The sequence below is a fragment of the Candidatus Hydrogenedentota bacterium genome (assembly GCA_012523015.1).
Lineage (GTDB): Bacteria > Hydrogenedentota > Hydrogenedentia > Hydrogenedentales > CAITNO01 > JAAYBJ01.
In genome coordinates, this window is sequence record JAAYJI010000055.1 from 1 (window position 1) to 18,336 (window position 18,336).

At 50.0% G+C, this 18,336-nt stretch carries 15 protein-coding genes; 10 read left to right on the forward strand and 5 right to left on the reverse strand.

Going from position 1 to position 18,336, the window contains the following annotated elements:
- The 8 genes from GX117_02325 to GX117_02360 all read left to right on the forward strand — a co-directional run.
- On the forward strand, nucleotides 1-300 hold a 300-nt coding region (locus tag GX117_02325; protein NLO32184.1), incomplete at its 5' end, for an acyl-phosphate glycerol 3-phosphate acyltransferase.
- Complete coding sequence (locus tag GX117_02330; protein NLO32185.1) at nucleotides 293-2,296, forward strand: DUF2723 domain-containing protein; 2,004 nt, start codon at nucleotides 293-295, stop codon at nucleotides 2,294-2,296. The genes GX117_02325 and GX117_02330, both read left to right, overlap by 8 nt.
- A gap of 514 nt (nucleotides 2,297-2,810) precedes the next feature.
- Nucleotides 2,811-3,464: a DUF1565 domain-containing protein gene (locus tag GX117_02335; protein NLO32186.1), complete on the forward strand. Its 654-nt coding sequence runs from the start codon at nucleotides 2,811-2,813 to the stop codon at nucleotides 3,462-3,464.
- Entirely contained in the window at nucleotides 3,461-4,033 is a 573-nt protein-coding gene (locus tag GX117_02340; protein ID NLO32187.1) for a hypothetical protein, read from the forward strand. The genes GX117_02335 and GX117_02340 overlap by 4 nt, the downstream gene beginning before the upstream one ends.
- 407 nt (nucleotides 4,034-4,440) lie before the next feature.
- Complete coding sequence (locus GX117_02345; GenBank protein ID NLO32188.1) at nucleotides 4,441-5,499, forward strand: 3-deoxy-7-phosphoheptulonate synthase; 1,059 nt, start codon at nucleotides 4,441-4,443, stop codon at nucleotides 5,497-5,499.
- 112 nt (nucleotides 5,500-5,611) lie between these two features.
- Nucleotides 5,612-6,481: a hypothetical protein gene (locus GX117_02350; GenBank protein ID NLO32189.1), complete on the forward strand. Its 870-nt coding sequence runs from the start codon at nucleotides 5,612-5,614 to the stop codon at nucleotides 6,479-6,481.
- A 296-nt stretch (nucleotides 6,482-6,777) separates the two neighbouring features.
- Complete coding sequence (locus GX117_02355) at nucleotides 6,778-8,694, forward strand: DUF4914 family protein (GenBank protein ID NLO32190.1); 1,917 nt, start codon at nucleotides 6,778-6,780, stop codon at nucleotides 8,692-8,694.
- A 98-nt stretch (nucleotides 8,695-8,792) separates the two neighbouring features.
- Complete coding sequence (locus GX117_02360; GenBank protein ID NLO32191.1) at nucleotides 8,793-10,673, forward strand: DUF4445 domain-containing protein; 1,881 nt, start codon at nucleotides 8,793-8,795, stop codon at nucleotides 10,671-10,673.
- 4 nt (nucleotides 10,674-10,677) lie between these two features.
- On the opposite strand, the gene GX117_02365 is transcribed toward GX117_02360, so the two are convergent.
- The 3 genes from GX117_02365 to GX117_02375 all read right to left on the reverse strand — a co-directional run bounded on the left by GX117_02365 (nucleotide 10,678) and on the right by GX117_02375 (nucleotide 13,552).
- Nucleotides 10,678-11,736 carry a phosphatase PAP2 family protein gene (locus tag GX117_02365; protein NLO32192.1) on the reverse strand — a complete coding sequence of 353 codons (1,059 nt, stop codon included), beginning with the start codon at nucleotides 11,734-11,736 and terminating at the stop codon, nucleotides 10,678-10,680.
- Nucleotides 11,737-11,788: 52 nt separating this feature from the next.
- Entirely contained in the window at nucleotides 11,789-12,727 is a 939-nt protein-coding gene (glpQ, locus tag GX117_02370; GenBank protein ID NLO32193.1) for a glycerophosphodiester phosphodiesterase, read from the reverse strand.
- A gap of 324 nt (nucleotides 12,728-13,051) precedes the next feature.
- Nucleotides 13,052-13,552: a nucleoside deaminase gene (locus tag GX117_02375; GenBank protein ID NLO32194.1), complete on the reverse strand. Its 501-nt coding sequence runs from the start codon at nucleotides 13,550-13,552 to the stop codon at nucleotides 13,052-13,054.
- Nucleotides 13,553-13,787: 235 nt separating this feature from the next.
- On the opposite strand from GX117_02375, the gene GX117_02380 reads away from it, so the two are divergent.
- Nucleotides 13,788-14,564 (forward strand): hypothetical protein, encoded by a 777-nt coding sequence (locus GX117_02380; protein ID NLO32195.1) that lies wholly within the window; start codon nucleotides 13,788-13,790, stop codon nucleotides 14,562-14,564.
- An 80-nt stretch (nucleotides 14,565-14,644) separates the two neighbouring features.
- Nucleotides 14,645-15,568 (forward strand): signal recognition particle-docking protein FtsY, encoded by a 924-nt coding sequence (ftsY, locus tag GX117_02385; GenBank protein NLO32196.1) that lies wholly within the window; start codon nucleotides 14,645-14,647, stop codon nucleotides 15,566-15,568.
- On the opposite strand, the gene GX117_02390 is transcribed toward ftsY, so the two are convergent.
- Both GX117_02390 and GX117_02395 read right to left on the reverse strand, forming a co-directional pair.
- Entirely contained in the window at nucleotides 15,565-16,383 is an 819-nt protein-coding gene (locus GX117_02390) for a hypothetical protein (GenBank protein ID NLO32197.1), read from the reverse strand. The two genes, ftsY and GX117_02390, sit on opposite strands and share 4 nt — an antisense overlap.
- A 50-nt stretch (nucleotides 16,384-16,433) precedes the next feature.
- Nucleotides 16,434-18,263, reverse strand: a complete 1,830-nt coding sequence (locus GX117_02395; GenBank protein ID NLO32198.1) for a DUF4340 domain-containing protein — start codon at nucleotides 18,261-18,263, stop codon at nucleotides 16,434-16,436.
- Between the last annotated feature and the right edge of the window lie 73 nt (nucleotides 18,264-18,336).

Consider the following 18,336-nt stretch of genomic DNA (forward strand, 5'->3'; position numbering starts at 1 on the left):
AAAGGCGTGGCGACCAGTGCCGGTGTAGTTATTGCCCTAGCACCCGGCGCCGCCTTAGTCGCGGGCATCGTGTTTCTCGTTGCATTTTTAATCACGCGCATGGTGAGTGTCGGTTCCGTGAGTGCTTCTGCCGCTTTGGCAGTGTCCGTTTTCGTCTTTGATCTGCCTACGCCCACCCGGTTCTTCACCGCCTTTGTTGCCTTGTTGATCATCGTTCGCCACCAATCCAATTTGCGGCGTATTTGGCGCGGTGAAGAGCCCAAGCTGTCTTTCGCCTCAAAAAACAAAGCTGATGGATAAAGATCTTTCGAATAAAGCCGAAGGTGAATCAGGCGTGCCGGGTTCACAGACAGAGGATCGCTTTTTCCAACCGAGCCATTGGCTTATAGTGCTTTCTGTAGCGATCCTCTCCTTTACTTTATATTTCGTTACCCTCGCGCCTACGATCACCGGAGAGGACAGCGGCGAATTTGTCACGGCTGCGGCTCTACCGGGCATTCCCCATCCACCGGGCTATCCTTTGTATTGTATGGTGGGACATCTCTTCAGTAAATTGCCTTGGGGCGAAACTGCTTGGCGTGTGAATCTCATGTCCGCCGTCTTCGCATCGCTTGCTGTGGCGTTGCTCGCACTGACGATCATCGCGCTGACCCGAAGCAAGGAGGCGGCATTCTTTGCCGCCCTTGCCTTTGCTTGTTCACGAGATTTTTGGGGGCAGGCAGTGATAGCGGAAGTGTACACCATGAATCTTTTTTTTGTGGCACTCTGTTTCCTATTGCTGCTGTTGTGGTCAGAGGGACAGGGGAAGGGAACGCTCTATGCCTTTGCTTTTTTCCTGGGATTGGGCACCAGTCTGCACAACACCTTCCTGTTATTGATCCCGCCCTGTAGCCTCTTTGTTCTGTCCTATCAATGGACCGAGAGGGATCGAGAACAGCGTTTTTTTCAACAGTATTGGAAGACCTGGGGGGGCTGTGCTCTTCTTGCCGCCTGCGCATTGAGTGTCTATCTTTATCTGCCGCTGCGGTCACGGGCAAATCCCTTCTTGGACTGGGGCAATCCCGAAACGCTCAGCAATTTCCTTCGCCATCTCCGGCGCACACAATACGATTTTATGTTTTCCCAGTATCCGCGCAGTCTTGGGCGTTTTCTGAATCAGCTCCTCACCTACGGACGCTTTGGGCTGCTGCAATTTGGCTTACTCCCTGCCGTTATTGCTGTAGTAGGCATGGGGCTGCTCTTGCGCCGTCGTCTTCGCTACGCCGTGCTTTTGTTGAGCTCCGGTCTCTTGGTGATCTGCGGATTTTGTTTTTGGCAGAATTTTGAGCAGACCCGTGAGTGGCTCTGGGTCATGCGTGTTTTCGGTATTCCCGCCTATTACTCGAGCGCTATTGCATTGGGAGCTGCTCTCGCCTTTCTCGCACACAAAAAACGATTCAAATTCGTCACACTTCTTTTAGGTCTCTTTTGCATTGCCCTGCCCTTATACCTCAACTACAGGTTGAATGATAAATCAGGATATTATTGGGCACAAGATTACGGGGAAAATCTTCTTTACACAATGGAAGAAGACGCAATTTTTATTTCTGATTCTGATCACGCCAGTTTCAGTATCCTGTATTTGCAAGCAGTCTGTGGGCTGCGCCCTGACGTGATCAATTTGCGAAAGTACGGCTATTTGGAAGGCGATATCTTTGAAGCCTTACCCGATGCGCTTCGGGATCAGGTCGGTGAATTTCCCGCACGACGCCATGAGCCTGAACTTATTGTGTGGTTGGCGGAATATACGCAGCGCCCCCTATACCTGTCGAAACCAATCAAGCTTCCTGCAGAAAAGGGTTTGCGCTTTATGCCCTTCGGGCTTGTATTCCGACTGTTGAGACCGGGAGAGGAGGCGGCTCATCGGGAGTATGCGCCCGAATACCACTGGCGGAACGACTGGGAGAAAGACAGACGGGGCGACTATACGGCAGACACGATCCTTTATGAACTGGAGATGGCGAAGGCGCAGGAGTGCTTCCTAAAAGGGCGGGACAAGGCAGGAGATGACCCTGAGCAGGAGGGCTTTTATCGAGGCGCTTTGCAATATGTTGAAGCTGCCTTGAAAGCCTATGGACGGGATCCCGTCGTATTGAATAATGCCGGTATCCTCTGTGCCCGGTATAAGCTCTTTGTGCAAGCGGCCGCTTATTTTGAAGAGGCGTTGCAGGCCTTACCCCATTCCCAAAGCATTCAACAGAATCTTGACAAGGCTCAAGCAAGATTAACGACTGAAAAACCAGTCTCTCCAGTGTAATTCTAGAAAAATCAATTTTTAGAGAACTGCAGTTTAAAGGTCGAAATATAGCCGGTCAAAAAGAGGACGTCGCAGAGATCTTCGGTACAATAGTGCTGTTGAAACACCCGAAGGAATCCATAATGTCCCACCACCATGCGCTGGTTTCCAACTGGAACGTTGGGGAAGGAGCGCACTTTCGTCCACCCTGTCCATAAGAGAGAACCACCTCCGCATAGGCTTAATTATTTATTGTATTTTTTGTTTTTATGTATTAAAATACGTTTACACAATAAAGTGTTGTTATACATATAATTCTTTAAAATAAGATATATTGTGCTTCATAGGAAGGCTTCTTAAAATAATGTAACTATATTATCGACTGTCTCATAGTGCCTATTGTCGAGGATACTTAATGCAAAGCATCTGCCATAGGATTGACCGATTATACAGAAATTGGAATCAAGTCTGAAGTGAATCTGTCCTGCCTGGGAAAAAATCCCAGACGGACCAAACACGAAGGAGGTCTGTGGTCATGGATAAATTTCAAGTTGCGGATTTGAGTAAACAAGCCTTTACAGCAGCGTTTCTTGCCCTGTTTTTGTTGCTGACCGGGACGCCCGGCCATGCCGCCGTATTACGGGTAAACGGGGCATCCGCTGCTGATGCGCCCGATGGTTCTTCTTGGGCCAAAGCCTTCAAAACCATTCAGAGCGCCGTGGATGCAGCCGATACAAACGATGAAATCTGGGTGGCACAAGGCACCTATACCGGCACGACCGCTTCTGTGGTAGATATTTCCGAAAAGACGCTTGCCCTCTATGGCGGTTTTGAGGGTACGGAAACCGATCGCGACGAACGTAATTGGGAAGACAATAAGACGGTCATTGACGGTAAAGGAAATCGGCGCTGTGTGACTTCAAACAACGCAGGCATCATAGACGGCTTCACTGTGCAAAATGGAAAGGCTCACCTCGGCGGCGGGATGTCCGGTGGCACGGCGACCAACTGTACCTTCACCGGCAATACGGCCTCCTACTCCGGCGGCGGGTGTATTCCGGCACTGCGACCAACTGTACCTTTATCAACAATACGGCCTCATACGATGGCGGCGGGATGTATTATTCCACGGTGGCCAACTGCATTTTCTGGGGCAATTCTCCCGATGACGCATACAACACAAACGTGAGCTATTCCTGTCTTAGCGCTGCCCATGACGGAACGGGTTATATTGTTGGCAATCCCGACTTTGTAAATCCCTTGGCGGGAGATTTCCGCCTGCGCTCTTCTTCACCCTGCATTGATACGGGCACGTCTAACGACGCCCCCGCCGCGGATTTTCTAGGAGTGCCTCGCCCCCAAGGAGCAGGTATCGATATGGGGGCCTATGAATATTATAAAGAGGATAAGGTGCCCGTTAAAGGTGAAGAACCTGTCGAAGGCGAAGAGTCTGTAGAAGGCGAAGAAACAGTAGAAGGTGAAGAACCTGTCGAGGGTGAAGAGCCCAACGAGGGTGAAGAACCTGTCGAAGGCGAGATTCCCGTTGAAGGCGAAGAGACTGTTGAAGGCGAAGGAGAAGGTGAAGGCGAGGCATCTACTGAAGGTGAGCCCGAAGAGGTGGAGGATAGCTGCGGTTGTTGCAAGAGTAATGATAAGATTCTGTCCTTACCTGAATTGCTGCACAAAGGTCTTGGTGATTGGCTGCTCATTGGTGTAAGTCTGATGGGCGTCGGCATCTTTTCGTATCGTTCACGCTAATATAGAATCTAATCTCTAATATAAAGACCGTCTCGATTGTGAGGCGGTCCTATTTTTTACAGGATGGACGAGATGGACAAAGACGATACATAGGAAGGAGTGCCAAAAACCTACCCAACTACCACGCACTGGTTCTCAACCATGTTTCTAGCCTTGCTTTCCCACGTCATTCTGAACGCAGCGAAGAATCCGGTCGTGGTGACTGCGGCGATGCGCTCATTGAACCAAGGCGCTGCGCCTGGGCATCTGCGAACAAATGAATCAGTAATTTTGTTAAGACGGACATGATATTGTATTCTAATAGTGAAGCAATCTGCTCTGTATTTTGGGCTTAATGCCTTAATCCCACGGGCAAAGCTGGCTTATTACTTTTTTTTAACCCTATAAAATTCGAGGAAATTGCGTCTATGACACGCCCCATCAGTAATATAAATGTAGCTTCTTTTTCTCCATTGCCTCCTCCGGGGCTGTTGCGGCAACAGCTGGAAGCCGACGAGCACTGTATCGAAAAAGTGGCCGATGCCCGAGAAACAATCGGGCGCATCATTGAAAAAAAGGATCCGCGCCTACTGGTAATTACAGGACCCTGTTCCATCCATGACACCGAGGCGGGCTTAGAGTATGCACGGCGGTTGAGCACCCTGCAAAAAGAACTCAATCAACATCTTTATATTGTGATGCGCGTCTATTTTGAGAAGCCCAGAACGACAGTGGGATGGAAGGGGCTCATTAATGATCCCGATATGAACGGCAGCTACAACATTGAAAAGGGCTTATTGAAGGCACGTGAATTGTTGCTGCGCTTGTCAGAAATGGGCATGCCTGCTGCCAGTGAAGTTCTTGATCCCATTATTCCGCAATACATTTCCGATTTGCTCTCGTGGGTGTCTATTGGGGCGCGCACTTCTGAATCCCAAACCCACCGGGAGATGGCAAGCGGACTATCCATGCCCGTAGGCTTTAAAAACAATACAGATGGCTATCTTCAGGCCGCTATTGACGCCGTTGTCTCCTCAACCCGTCCCCACCATTTTCTGGGCATAGACGATGAAGGGCGCACGAGTGTGGTCAACACGCTGGGAAATCGGCTCGGTCATGTCATTTTACGGGGCGGAAGAACAGGACCCAATTATGATCCTGTCAGTATTATCGCTGTGGAAGAACAGATGGAAAAACAGGGATTGGAACCCAGAATCATTGTTGATTGCAGCCATGCCAATTGCGGTAAACGGCCGCGGCTTCAAGCCCACGTGCTGCGCGATGTGGTACAGCAGCGTTTGGAAGGGAATAGCTCCATTATTGGTGTTATGCTTGAAAGCAATTTAGAGGAAGGCAATCAGCCTATTTGTGATACTCCTGCCGACCTGAAATATGGGTTGAGCATTACCGATCCCTGTATTGGCTGGGAAACAACAGCGTCATTGTTGCGTGAAGTACACGAGAAATTGTCGAGTGGGACAGTCTAAGTTCGCGATAAATCATTTTTTCTTTTTTTAAAGCATAGTGAAACCTGAACGTGTTTTTTATTGTCTAATGGATTGATTCTCAAACTTCAACCCTCAACAAGGAGACAACCCTATGAAGAAGATGATTTTGGCGATGGTTTTGGTGCTTGGTGTGTGCGGCATTTCCCATGCCCAGTGTGAGACGGAAAACCTGCTGGAAAAAGTCGTACTGATCGAATTTGCGGATCAAGTCGGTTTAGATCAATATGACATGTGGGAATTTTTGTCAGGATATGCCGAATACCGTGACACCATGGACATGCTGGAAAAAAATCTTGCAGATGCGAAGGAAGCCCTTCAAAGCGCTATTGATTCCGGTAATTCCGGAGAAATCTCCACCAAACTGCGCGCTATGTTGGCAGCTGATAAGGCTGTGTTTGACGCGAGACATGCAGCCATTAACGAAGCAGGCTCTCTACTGACTAACGAAGACACGGCGAAGCTGGCGCTCATCGTGGTTGATCTTCCCGCTGCGAAAAAAGCGCTTCAAGATTCGCTCTTACCGCGCCGTTTTCCTGCTGCCGCTCCAAAAGCCGCTGAAGCCGTCGAAGAAGCCGCTGTTGCTGCAGACCCCAACGAAGAAGTTCTGGCTGCCGTAAAAGAAATCTTTAATGCTTTGGAAACCGGTAATGTCGAAAAAGTTCTTGAACTGATCTCCGAAGACTTTTATCAACCGCAAGTAGGCGATAAAGACTCGGTAAAAGATTATGCCGACCAAGGCAAAGAGATGGGGCTCCTTGATGATGTGCCCCAGACCGTCAAAGATTATGATGCGAAACTCGTCCTTGACGATGCTGAAATTGAATTTGATGACGACGGCGAAGCGACCGTTTATCCGATTGACATTGCCACCAATCAAGGTTCCGTTACGCTGGAATTTGTGATGAAAAAAGAATCCGACGGCAAATGGCGCTTGGTCGGCGGTGACGCTTACGGGATTTAATTCCTTCTGCTTTTTCGTTAAATGATAGATTGAATCCGGGATAGTCTTCGACCTCTCAAAGCACCGACCCATTAGAGTTGGAACGCTGAGACGTCAAGACTATCCCTTTTTTTATATTTCCATAACGTTTTGGATTTTCGAAGAGGTTGCAATTCGCCTTTGAAGCTGTGCCCGCTGACCCGAGGTGTTTTTCTCCTTTCTCATGAACTATGGTAAACTATTCCTATAACGATTTGTTTCCCCCCTGCCGCCTACACGATGCCTTTGTCTGCCAGAGATAAACGATTGGATTGTATATGGACAAAAAAATAGTATCTCCAGAAGCCGCCTTGTCTTTATTGAACCTTCCCGTAGAGACAGAAGCCCTCCTTCGTGCTGCGCCGAAGGTCCATGTTGCCCGTAACACCGTGGAGCTTGTAGATCTCGCCTGTGGTGGCGCCGACAGTGATTATTATGAAGTCACCTATGATGTCCCGGGAATGGGCGCCGTTACTGAGGCGCGGGTAGCGCGGGTTCGCAACGGCGTCAGCGCCAATTATGATGAGCCTTATATGCGCCGCCGTGATCCTGATTGTATGATCATGGGCGATACACTGCCCACGGATAAACCCACCTTTGAGCAGCGTTTTGGTCAGCCTTTCGAGCCTTTGCGGGAACGGTCTATAAATTGGTTGAAAGAACAGCGCTTGTCCGTTTTTGCCTTTGTTGCAGGCCGCCGAAAAATGGGTATGGACGCTGTGGTGGTGTGCCCTGAAAATGCGGGATTTTTTGCGTTGGGCCTTGCCATGTTGCAGGGAATTATTGCGCCTGAGGATCTGCCGCCGAAGTTTAAGCCCCGTTTGATCATCTATGTAGCGCCGCCTTTTCGTCATACTGATTTGGATGGGAAACAGGTGGTTGTACACAAACGCGGCGATAATATTCACGAAATTTACGCCTACAATCTGTATCCCGGGCCGAGTGCAAAGAAGGGCGTCTACGGCAGCCTCCTTGGTCTTGGCGAACAGGAAGGGTGGGTGACTGCCCATGCTTCCGTCGTTCAAGTCGTGACGCCCTACGACAATACACTGAATATCATGCATGAAGGGGCGAGCGGAGGCGGTAAAAGCGAAATGCTGGAGATTGCGCAGCGTGAAGCCGATGGGCGTCTTCTTATCGGCGCAAACTTGATCACGGGCGAAAAACGGTATATCGAGATTCCGCGGGGCTGTGCCTTGCGGCCCGCTGCCGACGACATGGCCTTATGTCATCCGTCCATACAAAAGGGTGATGGTAAACTTGCCGTCGTCGATGCAGAGCATTCGTGGTTCGTCCGGGTAAACCATATCCGACACTATGCAACGGCGCCGCTTTTCGAGGCGTTGACGGCGCAGCCTCCCGAACCGCTGCTCTTTTTGAATATTGATGCCGTTCCTAAAAGCAGGGCTCTCATCTGGGAGCATATTGAAGACGCGCCCAACGAACCTTGTCCGAATCCCCGCGTCATCGTACCGCGTCATACCATGCAGGACGTTATCGATCAGCCCTTGTCTATTGATATACGCAGTCTGGGTGTCCGCGCGCCCATGTGCAGCGCAGAGAATCCCTCTTATGGGATCATTGGTATTTTTCATCTGCTGCCGCCGGCGCTCTCGTGGTTGTGGCGGCTCGTATCGCCGCGGGGCTATGCCAATCCCAGTATTATTGATACTTCCGATATGACTACCGAAGGGGTCGGTTCCTATTGGCCTTTTGCCCCGGGCTTGAAGGTTGATCATGCCAATCTTTTGTTGAACCAAATCATGGCAACGCCGAAAGTGGTTCACATATTATGTCCTAACCAACATATAGGTGTGTGGAAAACGGGCTTCATGCCCCAGTGGCTCACCCGCGAATATCTGGCACGCCGGGGCGTGGCGAAATTCAAATCCGATCAAATTACGCCGGCCCGTTGTCCTTTGCTTGGACATGCCTTGTGTCACCTCACATTAGAGGGCAACTCTGTTTCTGAACGCTTGCTTCAAGTACAGCTTCAACCGGAAGTGGGCGAAGTAGGCTATGATGAAGGGGCGGAACTTTTAACCCGTTTCTTCCATGACCACATCCGTGAATTTATGGTTCCCGAATTGCATCCCCTTGGAAAAACCATTATAGAATGTTGTCTGGACGGCGGGCAGGTAACGGATTACCAAGGTTTAATTGCGACTACCTATTTAGGATCCGGAACGAATTGACGCTCTCAATAGAGCGTTGGATTTAAAAATGATTGTTGCTGCCCCACGTCGTCAGTGATACGATGGCGTGTGCACACCAACCCTATAGAATTTTCTCCATGGACAAACCCCGGTTAACAATTCTGATTCATCCCGGCGCCAAGGCAATGCAGGTGCTTCCCGGCACCTCTTTACTTGACCTGCTGCGCCGCACCGATCTCAGTCTGAATCAGTCTTGCGGCGGCGTGGGCAGTTGCGGGAAATGTCGTGTCCGTTTCTTGGGTGATGCACCTACGCCGGGAGATAAGGATATGCGGCTTCTGACGCCTGAGGAACGTCATGAGGGGTGGCGACTGGGCTGCCAAGTGCGTTTTTATACAGATGCCGAAGTGGAATTACCTGCATCCTCACAGGGGACAGGGCGGCTGCAAATCCAGTCTTTCGGACGCCAGAGTGAGAGCCGCACCGTAGACGGAGAAACACGAAAATACTTTTTACGTCTGCCGCCGCCCTCCATGGCCGACAATCAAGCGGATCTTCTTCGTCTGGAGTCTTCGTTGCGTGAGGCGTCAGCCGCCGGATTGGAAGACAATTCCTTGTACGCGTCAGCGGCTGTATTGCAGCGGCTTGGAGAAAGGCTGCGTGCCCACAATTTTGAAGGAAGCGTTACGCTTAGGGGTAACGAACTGATTGACTTTGAAGGGGGGGATACACGTACTCAATGTTACGGAATCGCTTTTGATATTGGAACGACCTCCTTGGTCGGCGCGTTACTGCATCTTGAAACGGGCGAATCAATAGCCGAGGCTGCGTGCCTGAATCCCCAGACCCGCTACGGCGATGATGTATTGAGCCGTATTGCTTTTGCTTCGTCCGGGAACGATGCACTCTTGGAAATGCAGGATTGTCTATTGGAACGGATCCGAGAAATGATCCTGCAGATTTGCGATGAAGCAAGGGTTCAAAAAGATCATGTCTATGCCCTCGTCTTCACCGGCAACACGACCATGTCCCATCTGGCAGCGGGATTTTCTCCTGCGTCTCTGGGGGTTGCGCCTTTCGTGCCCCTTTACGCCCGTGGAGTGACGCTGAGCGCGGCAGACTTAGCGTTACCGGTCCATGATCATGCCCAAGTCTATTTGTTGCCTGTCATTAGCGGCTTTGTAGGCGGAGACACGGTGACGGCTATGGTTGCTGCAGAAATAGACGAACAGCCGGGCCCGGTACTTATGGTGGATATCGGAACCAACGGAGAATTGGTATTGGCAGACGGAGCGCGTATGCTTGCTGCGAGTACGGCAGCAGGGCCTGCTTTCGAGGGCGCACGTATTTCCTGTGGGATGCGTGCTGTTGAGGGTGCCGTGGAGCATATCAACATTAGCGATGATGTATATTTGCAGGTCGTTGGCGGCAAAGCGCCTATAGGACTGTGCGGCAGCGGTCTTATAGACTTGTGCGGGGAATTGTTGAAAATCGGATGCCTCACAGCAGACGGGCGTTTACTGTCTGTGGAGGAAGCGCCGAAAAACTTGCCGCCTAAAGTAGCGCGGCGTTTACAACGAGATTCCCAAGGGCGTCCGGAATTTGTCTTTTTAGAAACACAAGAAAAAAGGTTGAGCTTCACTCAGAATGACGCCCGTGAATTGCAATTGGCTGTGGCGGCCATTCGTGCCGGCATGACATTACTGTTGAGGCACGCGGGGCTGCAAGTGGAGGATCTGCACGGGATTTATATTGCCGGCGGCTTTGGAAGCTATATCAATAGGGAGAATGCGCAGCGGATTGCGTTGTTTCCGACTGAAGTGCACACCGAAAAAATACAGTTTCCGGGCAATCTTGCGTTCAGCGGCGCCCAATGGGTACTCCTATCAAAAAAGGCGCGGCAGCAGGCTGAAGACCTGGCACGCCGCGCCGAACATATCGAACTTAGTCAGGATCCCGATTTTGCTTTGGAATTTGCCATGGCAACGCTCTTTCCTGATGAAGGTTGTGAGGCGTAAATCTCTATTCTCTGTCCTTGCAGACCAATGCATTATCTAAGGGCACAAAAGGTTCTTTCCAGTGGCGATATTGATAGATAAGGAACCAAATGATCGCGATGCCTGCAATGGTTAAGGGCATGGTCAATTTCGGTTTCAATTGGTATAGCGCCCCCGAAAGCAAAAGCATGGATATGAGCGGCAGATGACGATGATTCCAGAAGCAGTAGTAAATGGCTGCCGTGACGGGGATGGCAAAGAAGGTCGCCATGAGTACGCAATAGGGGAAATGGGCCGTTGTATAGATTCGTGTGTAGCCGTGGAACGCGCCGAGCAGCAAGAGGGGTATACGGAACTTCCAAGACTTAATCAACATGAAATAAATAAAGATTTGTGCCCAAAAGCTGGAGGTATGTCCCGAGACATAGGAGAAGCCGCCGCGCACGATTTCATCAGGCATTTGGCGTATGGCTCCATTCCAAGCTTCGTTGTTTTTATGTAAGGGACGTACACGGGCGACCAATTCTTTGATGTTGTCTTCCCCGATGACGTTGACGAAGAATAGAGACAGCAACGTAAGCCAGAAGGCTTGGGCGAATTTCTCCTGATTTTCGTCATCGAGCCATATATATAGATTTCCGGCAATATAAAAGCCGCCCAAAAATATCAGGGCGAGGGGCAGAAAAATAATGGGGTATTCATATTCCGACCAATAAAAAATGCCTCGTTTGGCAACAAACATTCCGGCGCCATGCCACAGAGCCACAAGGATCCCGATACAATGGACGGTCCGTTGCGCCCATTTCTTGCCGCCGGGCCGGTTGCGCGTGGCGTAGAAGCCAATGATCCATACCAAGGAGATGATGAGCAGATAGGTCATCCCGAAATCTGTTTGCAATATGACGAGTTCATCGAGGACCGGCACATAGTTGTCTGGGTTGAGGAATAGCAAAAGGTTGATATCCCATTGTGCTTCCACAAATCGCCCCATATACCATGTAATAGCAAAGAAAACAGCGAAGATAGGGATAAAGACCAGCCATGCGAGGGCATGTTCACGAAGGGTTCCGTTTTTGATAATCATAATTACTCCTTATCAGGGATAAACGAAAGGGCGCACTGCTGTGCCACAGCTCTTAATTCTTTGCCTCATCAATAACGGCACGCATCAAATCGGGATAGTCGGAGAAACCGCCGTCAATATCAAATTCAAAAAGGAAAGCGCGCATTTCGGTTTCGATATCCTTGTAGCCGTCCAAGGTTACCTCTGTTCTGAAAGTATAAGGATGCACTTTCAGTCCCGCATCATGGGCCCGTTTCACCAAGCTCGGATCTTTAACGATACATTTTTTGTCGGGACCGATGGCTTGCGCATAGCCGGCGATATGCTCTATACCCAGTTCTTCCAACATGTCATTGTCAGAGATTAATTGCATTAGAGGAAGGGTTGTTTTGAACTCTTCCCGCAGACGCTTCAACGCTGCCGGGGAAAAACTTTGGATATAAATATTGGCGGACGGTCCTTCATAGCCGTATTTTGCGAGAATATCGAGGACGGTCTTTTCGAAAGGGAAATCCAAGTCTTTGTAAAAATTAGGATCTTTTAGTTCGGGATAAATGCCCACATTCTTTTTGGTGGATTTGTTCAGGCCCTGAATCAATTGGATTGCCTCTTCAAAGGTCACCAAGGAGAAAATCGAGTGTTGCGGGGGAAAGCGAACGGGTAGGCGTTCATGGACGCGCAATTGCTTAATTTCGGCAAGGGTGAAATCGGCGGGATAATACTTGCCGTCTTCTCGATGACGATCGGGAAATACTTCCGCCACATTGGTGATCTTGTCTAGGGTACTGTCGTGGAGACAGATCAGTACATGATCGCTGGTCATGGCGAGGTCTTGTTCAATAAAGTCGGCACCCATGGCGTAGGCCATGGCATAAGCAGGGAGGGTATGTTCGGGCAAATAGCCGCTGGCGCCGCGATGAGCGATAACGATCTTTTCCGCCGTTGCGGCTTGCACGAGGCAAAGCGCCATCAATCCGACAAGCAAAAGACTGAGACAAGGATGCATTTTCATGGGTAATAATTCTCCTTTTGAAGTTTTCGTAGAGACTGGACTCTTTTTCATATCGTTTCGTTTCGAAAAATAAAGCGTCCCGCCGCGGGTATAGAAGCAGATCGCAGAAGAGTCCCTACGTCATTACAATTGTCCTAAAATACAGATATTTCATGGAAAGTTCAAATTATTATTCTTTGACGGCTGGGAGAACCTAGAGAAATCAGATTGTCGCTGTCCAAATAGAGGCTCCGCTGTGCAAGCGCTCTTAGGGGGTCGAAGCCGCTGAAGCGCTTTGTTGAACAGCATTGATCACGGCCCGGTTGGGGAATCGGGATGCCCTGTTCATTGCTCATAGGAAAGTTTATGGGCTTTGGATTTTTCTCGGATAGAACGAAAAAAAGAACGGAGTAAATCACCGCATGCTTCGCCAAGAACACCGCCCATCATTTGGGGGCGGTGGTTGAAACGTTTATCGGCGGGCAAGTTCATGAGGGAGCCGCAGCAGCCCGCCTTGGGATCATAGGCTCCGAAGTATAGGGCTTCTATACGCGAGAGAATGATGGCTCCGGCACACATGGGACACGGTTCCAAAGTAACATAGAGCCGCGCATTTTCCAAGCGCCAACTGCCCAGATGACGGGCTGCTTCTTTGATAGCGAGTATTTCCGCATGGGCTGTAGGATCCTGCAACAATTCCCGTTGATTGTATCCGCAGCCAATAATACGGTCTTCGTGGACAATCACACAGCCTATGGGCACTTCGTTAATCGCCAAGGCGCGCTGCGCTTCTTGCAGGGCGCATTGCATATAGAATTGATCCTGTTCTGATGGAATGTCGGCCATATTCTGTGTCTTTTTTTCAGGTTTTGGGAATAGTACGGTCCGGCATTTAGTCGGCATGAATATTATGCTGAGAGTATAGCATAAGTTTTGACAGGATGAATTGCGCCTATGCACTTAACTATTTTTGTAAATCTTTAAGCAGAGGTTGATATTTAGAACCAAATAGGACATAATAGTGTTTGTGCGGCAATTGATTTAATTGACAGAAACATGCAATTAGTAAAGAGTGAACCAAATGGCGATGGAACCCTTTGAACCACTAGAATACAAAGAAGGTATTGAGGCGGATGCCGTTTGCAGCCAGTGCGGCTCGACAAATCCGGAAGGCACTTTATTGTGCAAGACCTGCGGCAATAATCTTCGTGACCAACGACATTTGCGCCTTACTGCAGATCAGATGCTGAATACCGAGAAGGAACTGTCGTCACGGTCCATGCTGTTGACCACAGCGCTGCCCGTGTTGGGGTTGTTGATTTTATTGTGGCTCGGTCTGAATGCAGGCCGTATTTCCTCTTTATTGACGACGCCGGACTACGGGCGCAGCCAAGACCTCCGTGTGTCTGCCCAAAGCTTTTGGCAGGGACCGGAAAGTGATAACTACGATCAGATGCTCCAAAGCTTGATGTCTTCCTTTCCTTCTTTTTCTGACGCGGAGACGGTGCGCATGGAACCCTTGTCGGGTCGCGGCTGGAGCGACGGTGTTTATGCTTTATATGAACGGCATGGCACACAACAGCGTTTTGTAGGAGCGGCCTTACTCCAGACTGAAGGTGATGCGAAATATTTTGTTGCGCAAATCAATAATGATGTGGAGATGCGCGGCAAGCTGATTGTACAAGAACAGGCGTTGCTCGCAGATTGGAATAATGGCGCGTTCTTATATGACGGCGAGTACTACCCTTGTTATGGTTCTGCCACATTCAATGCCGATGGCACCGTCCATATTAGCGGCGGCTCTACGTATAATTCCATAACCCATCAATCCATTGCCTATCGGGTTTCCTCCTTCTAAAGGGCGGGATAGGTAAAAAGGGGACAAGGCATGTATGGGGCGACGGTGGAATTCATTAACAAGATGAAAGGGTGAATAACGTGTCTGAAAGAGGTTTTTTTTCCAGACTTAAATCGGGTTTAGGTAAAACAAGAAACGGTTTGATGGGCGGCATCAAACGAATTTTTTCCGGGCATACCGTTCTCGATCAAGAACTCTTTGAGCGGCTTGAGGAAAGTTTGATTGGTGCCGATGTTGGCGTGGAAACAAGCCTGCAGATGATCAGTGATTTGCAGGATCGCATGAAAAAGGAAGGGATTAAAGAAACGTCAACCCTCTTGGAGATTCTCAAAGAGGAGATTACGTCGCTATTATCTCAAAATGAAGGCGATTGCAACTGGCAGTGTGACGGGGAGCCTCACGTAATGTTGGTTGCCGGCGTGAACGGTTCCGGTAAGACAACAACAGCCGGTAAAATCGCCTACATTCTCGCACAGCAAAAGCGCTCGGTCTTGCTTGGGGCTGCTGATACCTTCCGCGCGGCGGCGGCGGAACAGCTTGCCATTTGGGCGGAGCGATCGGGAGCCGGCCTCATACGCCACCAAGAAGGAGCCGATCCGGGAGCCGTTGCTTACGATACGGTGGATGCCGGCATGGCGCGTAAGGTGGATAACGTTATCATTGACACGGCAGGCAGACTGCACACCAAAGTGAATTTGATGGAAGAACTGAAGAAGGTGCATCGCGTGATCGGGAAACGGCAGCCGGGCGCGCCCCATGAGGTCTTGCTCGTATTGGACGCTACGACCGGTCAAAATGGCTTACAACAGGCAAAACAGTTTACCGACGCTTTAAAAGTGGATGGTATTGTATTGACCAAACTGGATGGTACTGCGAAGGGCGGTATGGCTATCGCTATATATAAGCAACTGGGCATTCCTATCAAGATGATTGGTGTGGGGGAAGGCATTGAGGATCTGCAGCCTTTCAATGCGAAAGAATTTGCGACTGCCTTATTTGATTAGGCTTCTGTAGAGGACGGCGGTGCATTACGGCTTTCCAAGAGTTGACGCACTTCTTTGCTTGAGCGGCGATAGTATTCGCGGCCAAGGGTTATACATGCTGCAAGGAGTCCCATGCGCCACAGTTCATCCAAAAACGCTTCTTTTTGCACGTCACTTAAAGAATTCCAATCGGGGAAAACAATCATACATTCTTTGGTGTGCCCATACTGTTCGGTCAGTTGTGTAATGGTCTCTTGAGCGCCGGGTTGTACCCAGCCCCAATTCAAGCGCAAGCGTTGCTGTCCTACCCGTCTTAGCGGGTAGGGCCCCGACTTCCCCGCATTTTTAAAGGCAGATTCTCGTTTGCTGATTGCTTCCACAACAGGCTGCGGCAGCGCGTAATGACAGACCACATCAAGACAAGAAAAATGATGGCGTGTTATGCCGAAGCGATGGGGCAAGACCAACACTTCCCGGACGGGTATGAGACGTGCCACCCAAGGCTGCGGGACGAAGAGTACTGTGCCCGATACTTCACGGACCGGATAACCGTCGCAGTAATCCATATTCAGATAGAGTCCGTCGGGCGTAACTTTCATAAACCAAGACTGGTTATTGTTTTTACGGCGCACCCAAGTCCAGTAAAGAAATATCAATCCGAGCAGGAGCGGGAAGATCGCTGCAATACCGGCGAGATCATCGCGCTTTATTAAGACGATACACAGGGCGAGGAAACAAAAACCAAGCCCCACAAATAGTAGACCCCGCCAGGACGCATCATCAAAGGTATGGGTAACACTGCGATGTTGGACTTGTTCGTGAGCAATGAGTTTCATGGTTTAAAAGATCTCTGCATCTTTTACGCCTTTCCGGCAGACCAAAGATATCAAGGCTGCTTAAAGCCGCGCATGAGCTCTCTAATCTTGTCCATCACTTCTTGGCTTAGGGTGAATACACCGGCACGGGTGGAGCATTGCGCGTAGCGTTCGCTGGCGTTGTCGGGGCACACAGAACCAATAGTAACACGGTGTTTAGGTGAGGTCGCGTTTGGTTGCTCTTCAAAGCCGAGTTCAATCGAGAAAAGAGGTGTGTCCAGCCCGTAGATACTCAGGTCGTCCGCAACATCTTCCACGATGCTTTCCGCTTTCAAGGGGGAAAAGAGGCTGAGCAAGTTTTCCGCATCGCTCTGGTTTTGAAGTTGGAAGCCTGCCGGCGCGACAGCGCTCCACACGCCATGACGCTTCACGAGCGTATAGTCCACGGCATCAAAATGCAGCTGAAAGGAGCTAAGATCATTTTTGTTGAAGCGTAAGAGTTCCATAGACAGGAAGGTATCGGCGTCAATCAACAACATTTTAACGGCAACCCCTTCTAAGGACACGATGCCGCCGCTATCTTGGCGCGCGTAATAATGGCCCGCCTCCTTGCCCGGGTAGAGCAAAATCTCGGAGTGTTCATCATTGTCGAAGCGCAGGCTTATGACCGCTTCCGGTGCGGGCAGCGCGGCTTCCACAGCAGGATCATCCATGAATTCATTACCCGTTGCCTCTTTGATATACCGTAAAAAGGCGTTGACCGCAAATTCGTTGATTGATTCTAATGGTGGCGCGGTGATCTGCCAAGAGCCTGTGTCGCTCCGTTCCATGCTAAGCTGGGTATCGCCTCGGCTATAATGGAGCTCGGCAATGTCGGTGAGCCGACGCGTTAAGAGGCGGAGATCGCGCCATTCCGAAACGCTCACAGGGAATAGGGTGTGGAGCGGATCTTCAATGATGGAGACGGCTTGCTGACCGGCAACCTGCACGAATAATCCTTTGCTTTCAGGGCTTTCATCGGGGAGTCCTACGAATACAGTGCGCATCTCGCCGCCATTAGCATCTTGAAAACTGATGCGTGCTCGGGGCGGATCCAATCCATAATCGGACAGGCTTTCCGGTGTGTCCACGTAGGCTTTACAGACTGCGAATTGCAGTGCTTCCGCCAATGCCTCCACTTTTTCATAATGGGCAGATGCTTCAAAAGGCGCAGTCACACGCCAAGGCGCTTGCGGATCGCTTCTCTCAACAATAATGGCAGTGCTTTCTTGTCCGGGCTCAATGGGGTGTCCGTCTTTTTCCGCGGCGGCTTCGGTCCAAATCCATGCAAAATCCAGTTTGAGCAAGGGCACTTCTCGATTTTCCACAAGATAGCGATGACGCAGATCAAAGAGACTTCGGTCTAATTCAAAGAAACTGTTTTTACTCACGAGAAAAAGGGGCCCCGAGTTCAATCGGGCGTAACGGAAACGATCGGAGGGTTCCAAATCGCCAAAAACCATCTCTAAATGGTTTCCGTCCGCCAAAGCCGCACGAATCGTTAACGCAGGTATATCCAAGCCGTAAGAGCTGAGATCTTGCGGTGAATCGGCGACTGTGTGTTCATTCATCAAATTGGCAAGATGGAGCGCAACGCGGTTCCACATGGCGTGAAAGGGAGTGATGGTTTCGTTGGGTTCGGTAATATGCCATAAGTCTTCCGTGACCCGTTCCGCCTCGGAGGGCGCCTCACCGATACGAGCGATAGACAGTTGCGTTATAGATTCCGGGGCGAATGAAAAAAGCTGTTTTGCCAATACTTGCTGCTCCGAGCGGTGTTTTTGGCTGTATTGAAAAAGCCCATAGAGCGCTAGGAGAAGGATCAATATAAAAACGAGTATAAGATTCTGACGAAGTTTCATTGATGACGCCTTCTGAAAAAATAAACCACAATGCCGACGACCAAGACGAGTTGGAGGGTGAACAGAATAGAGA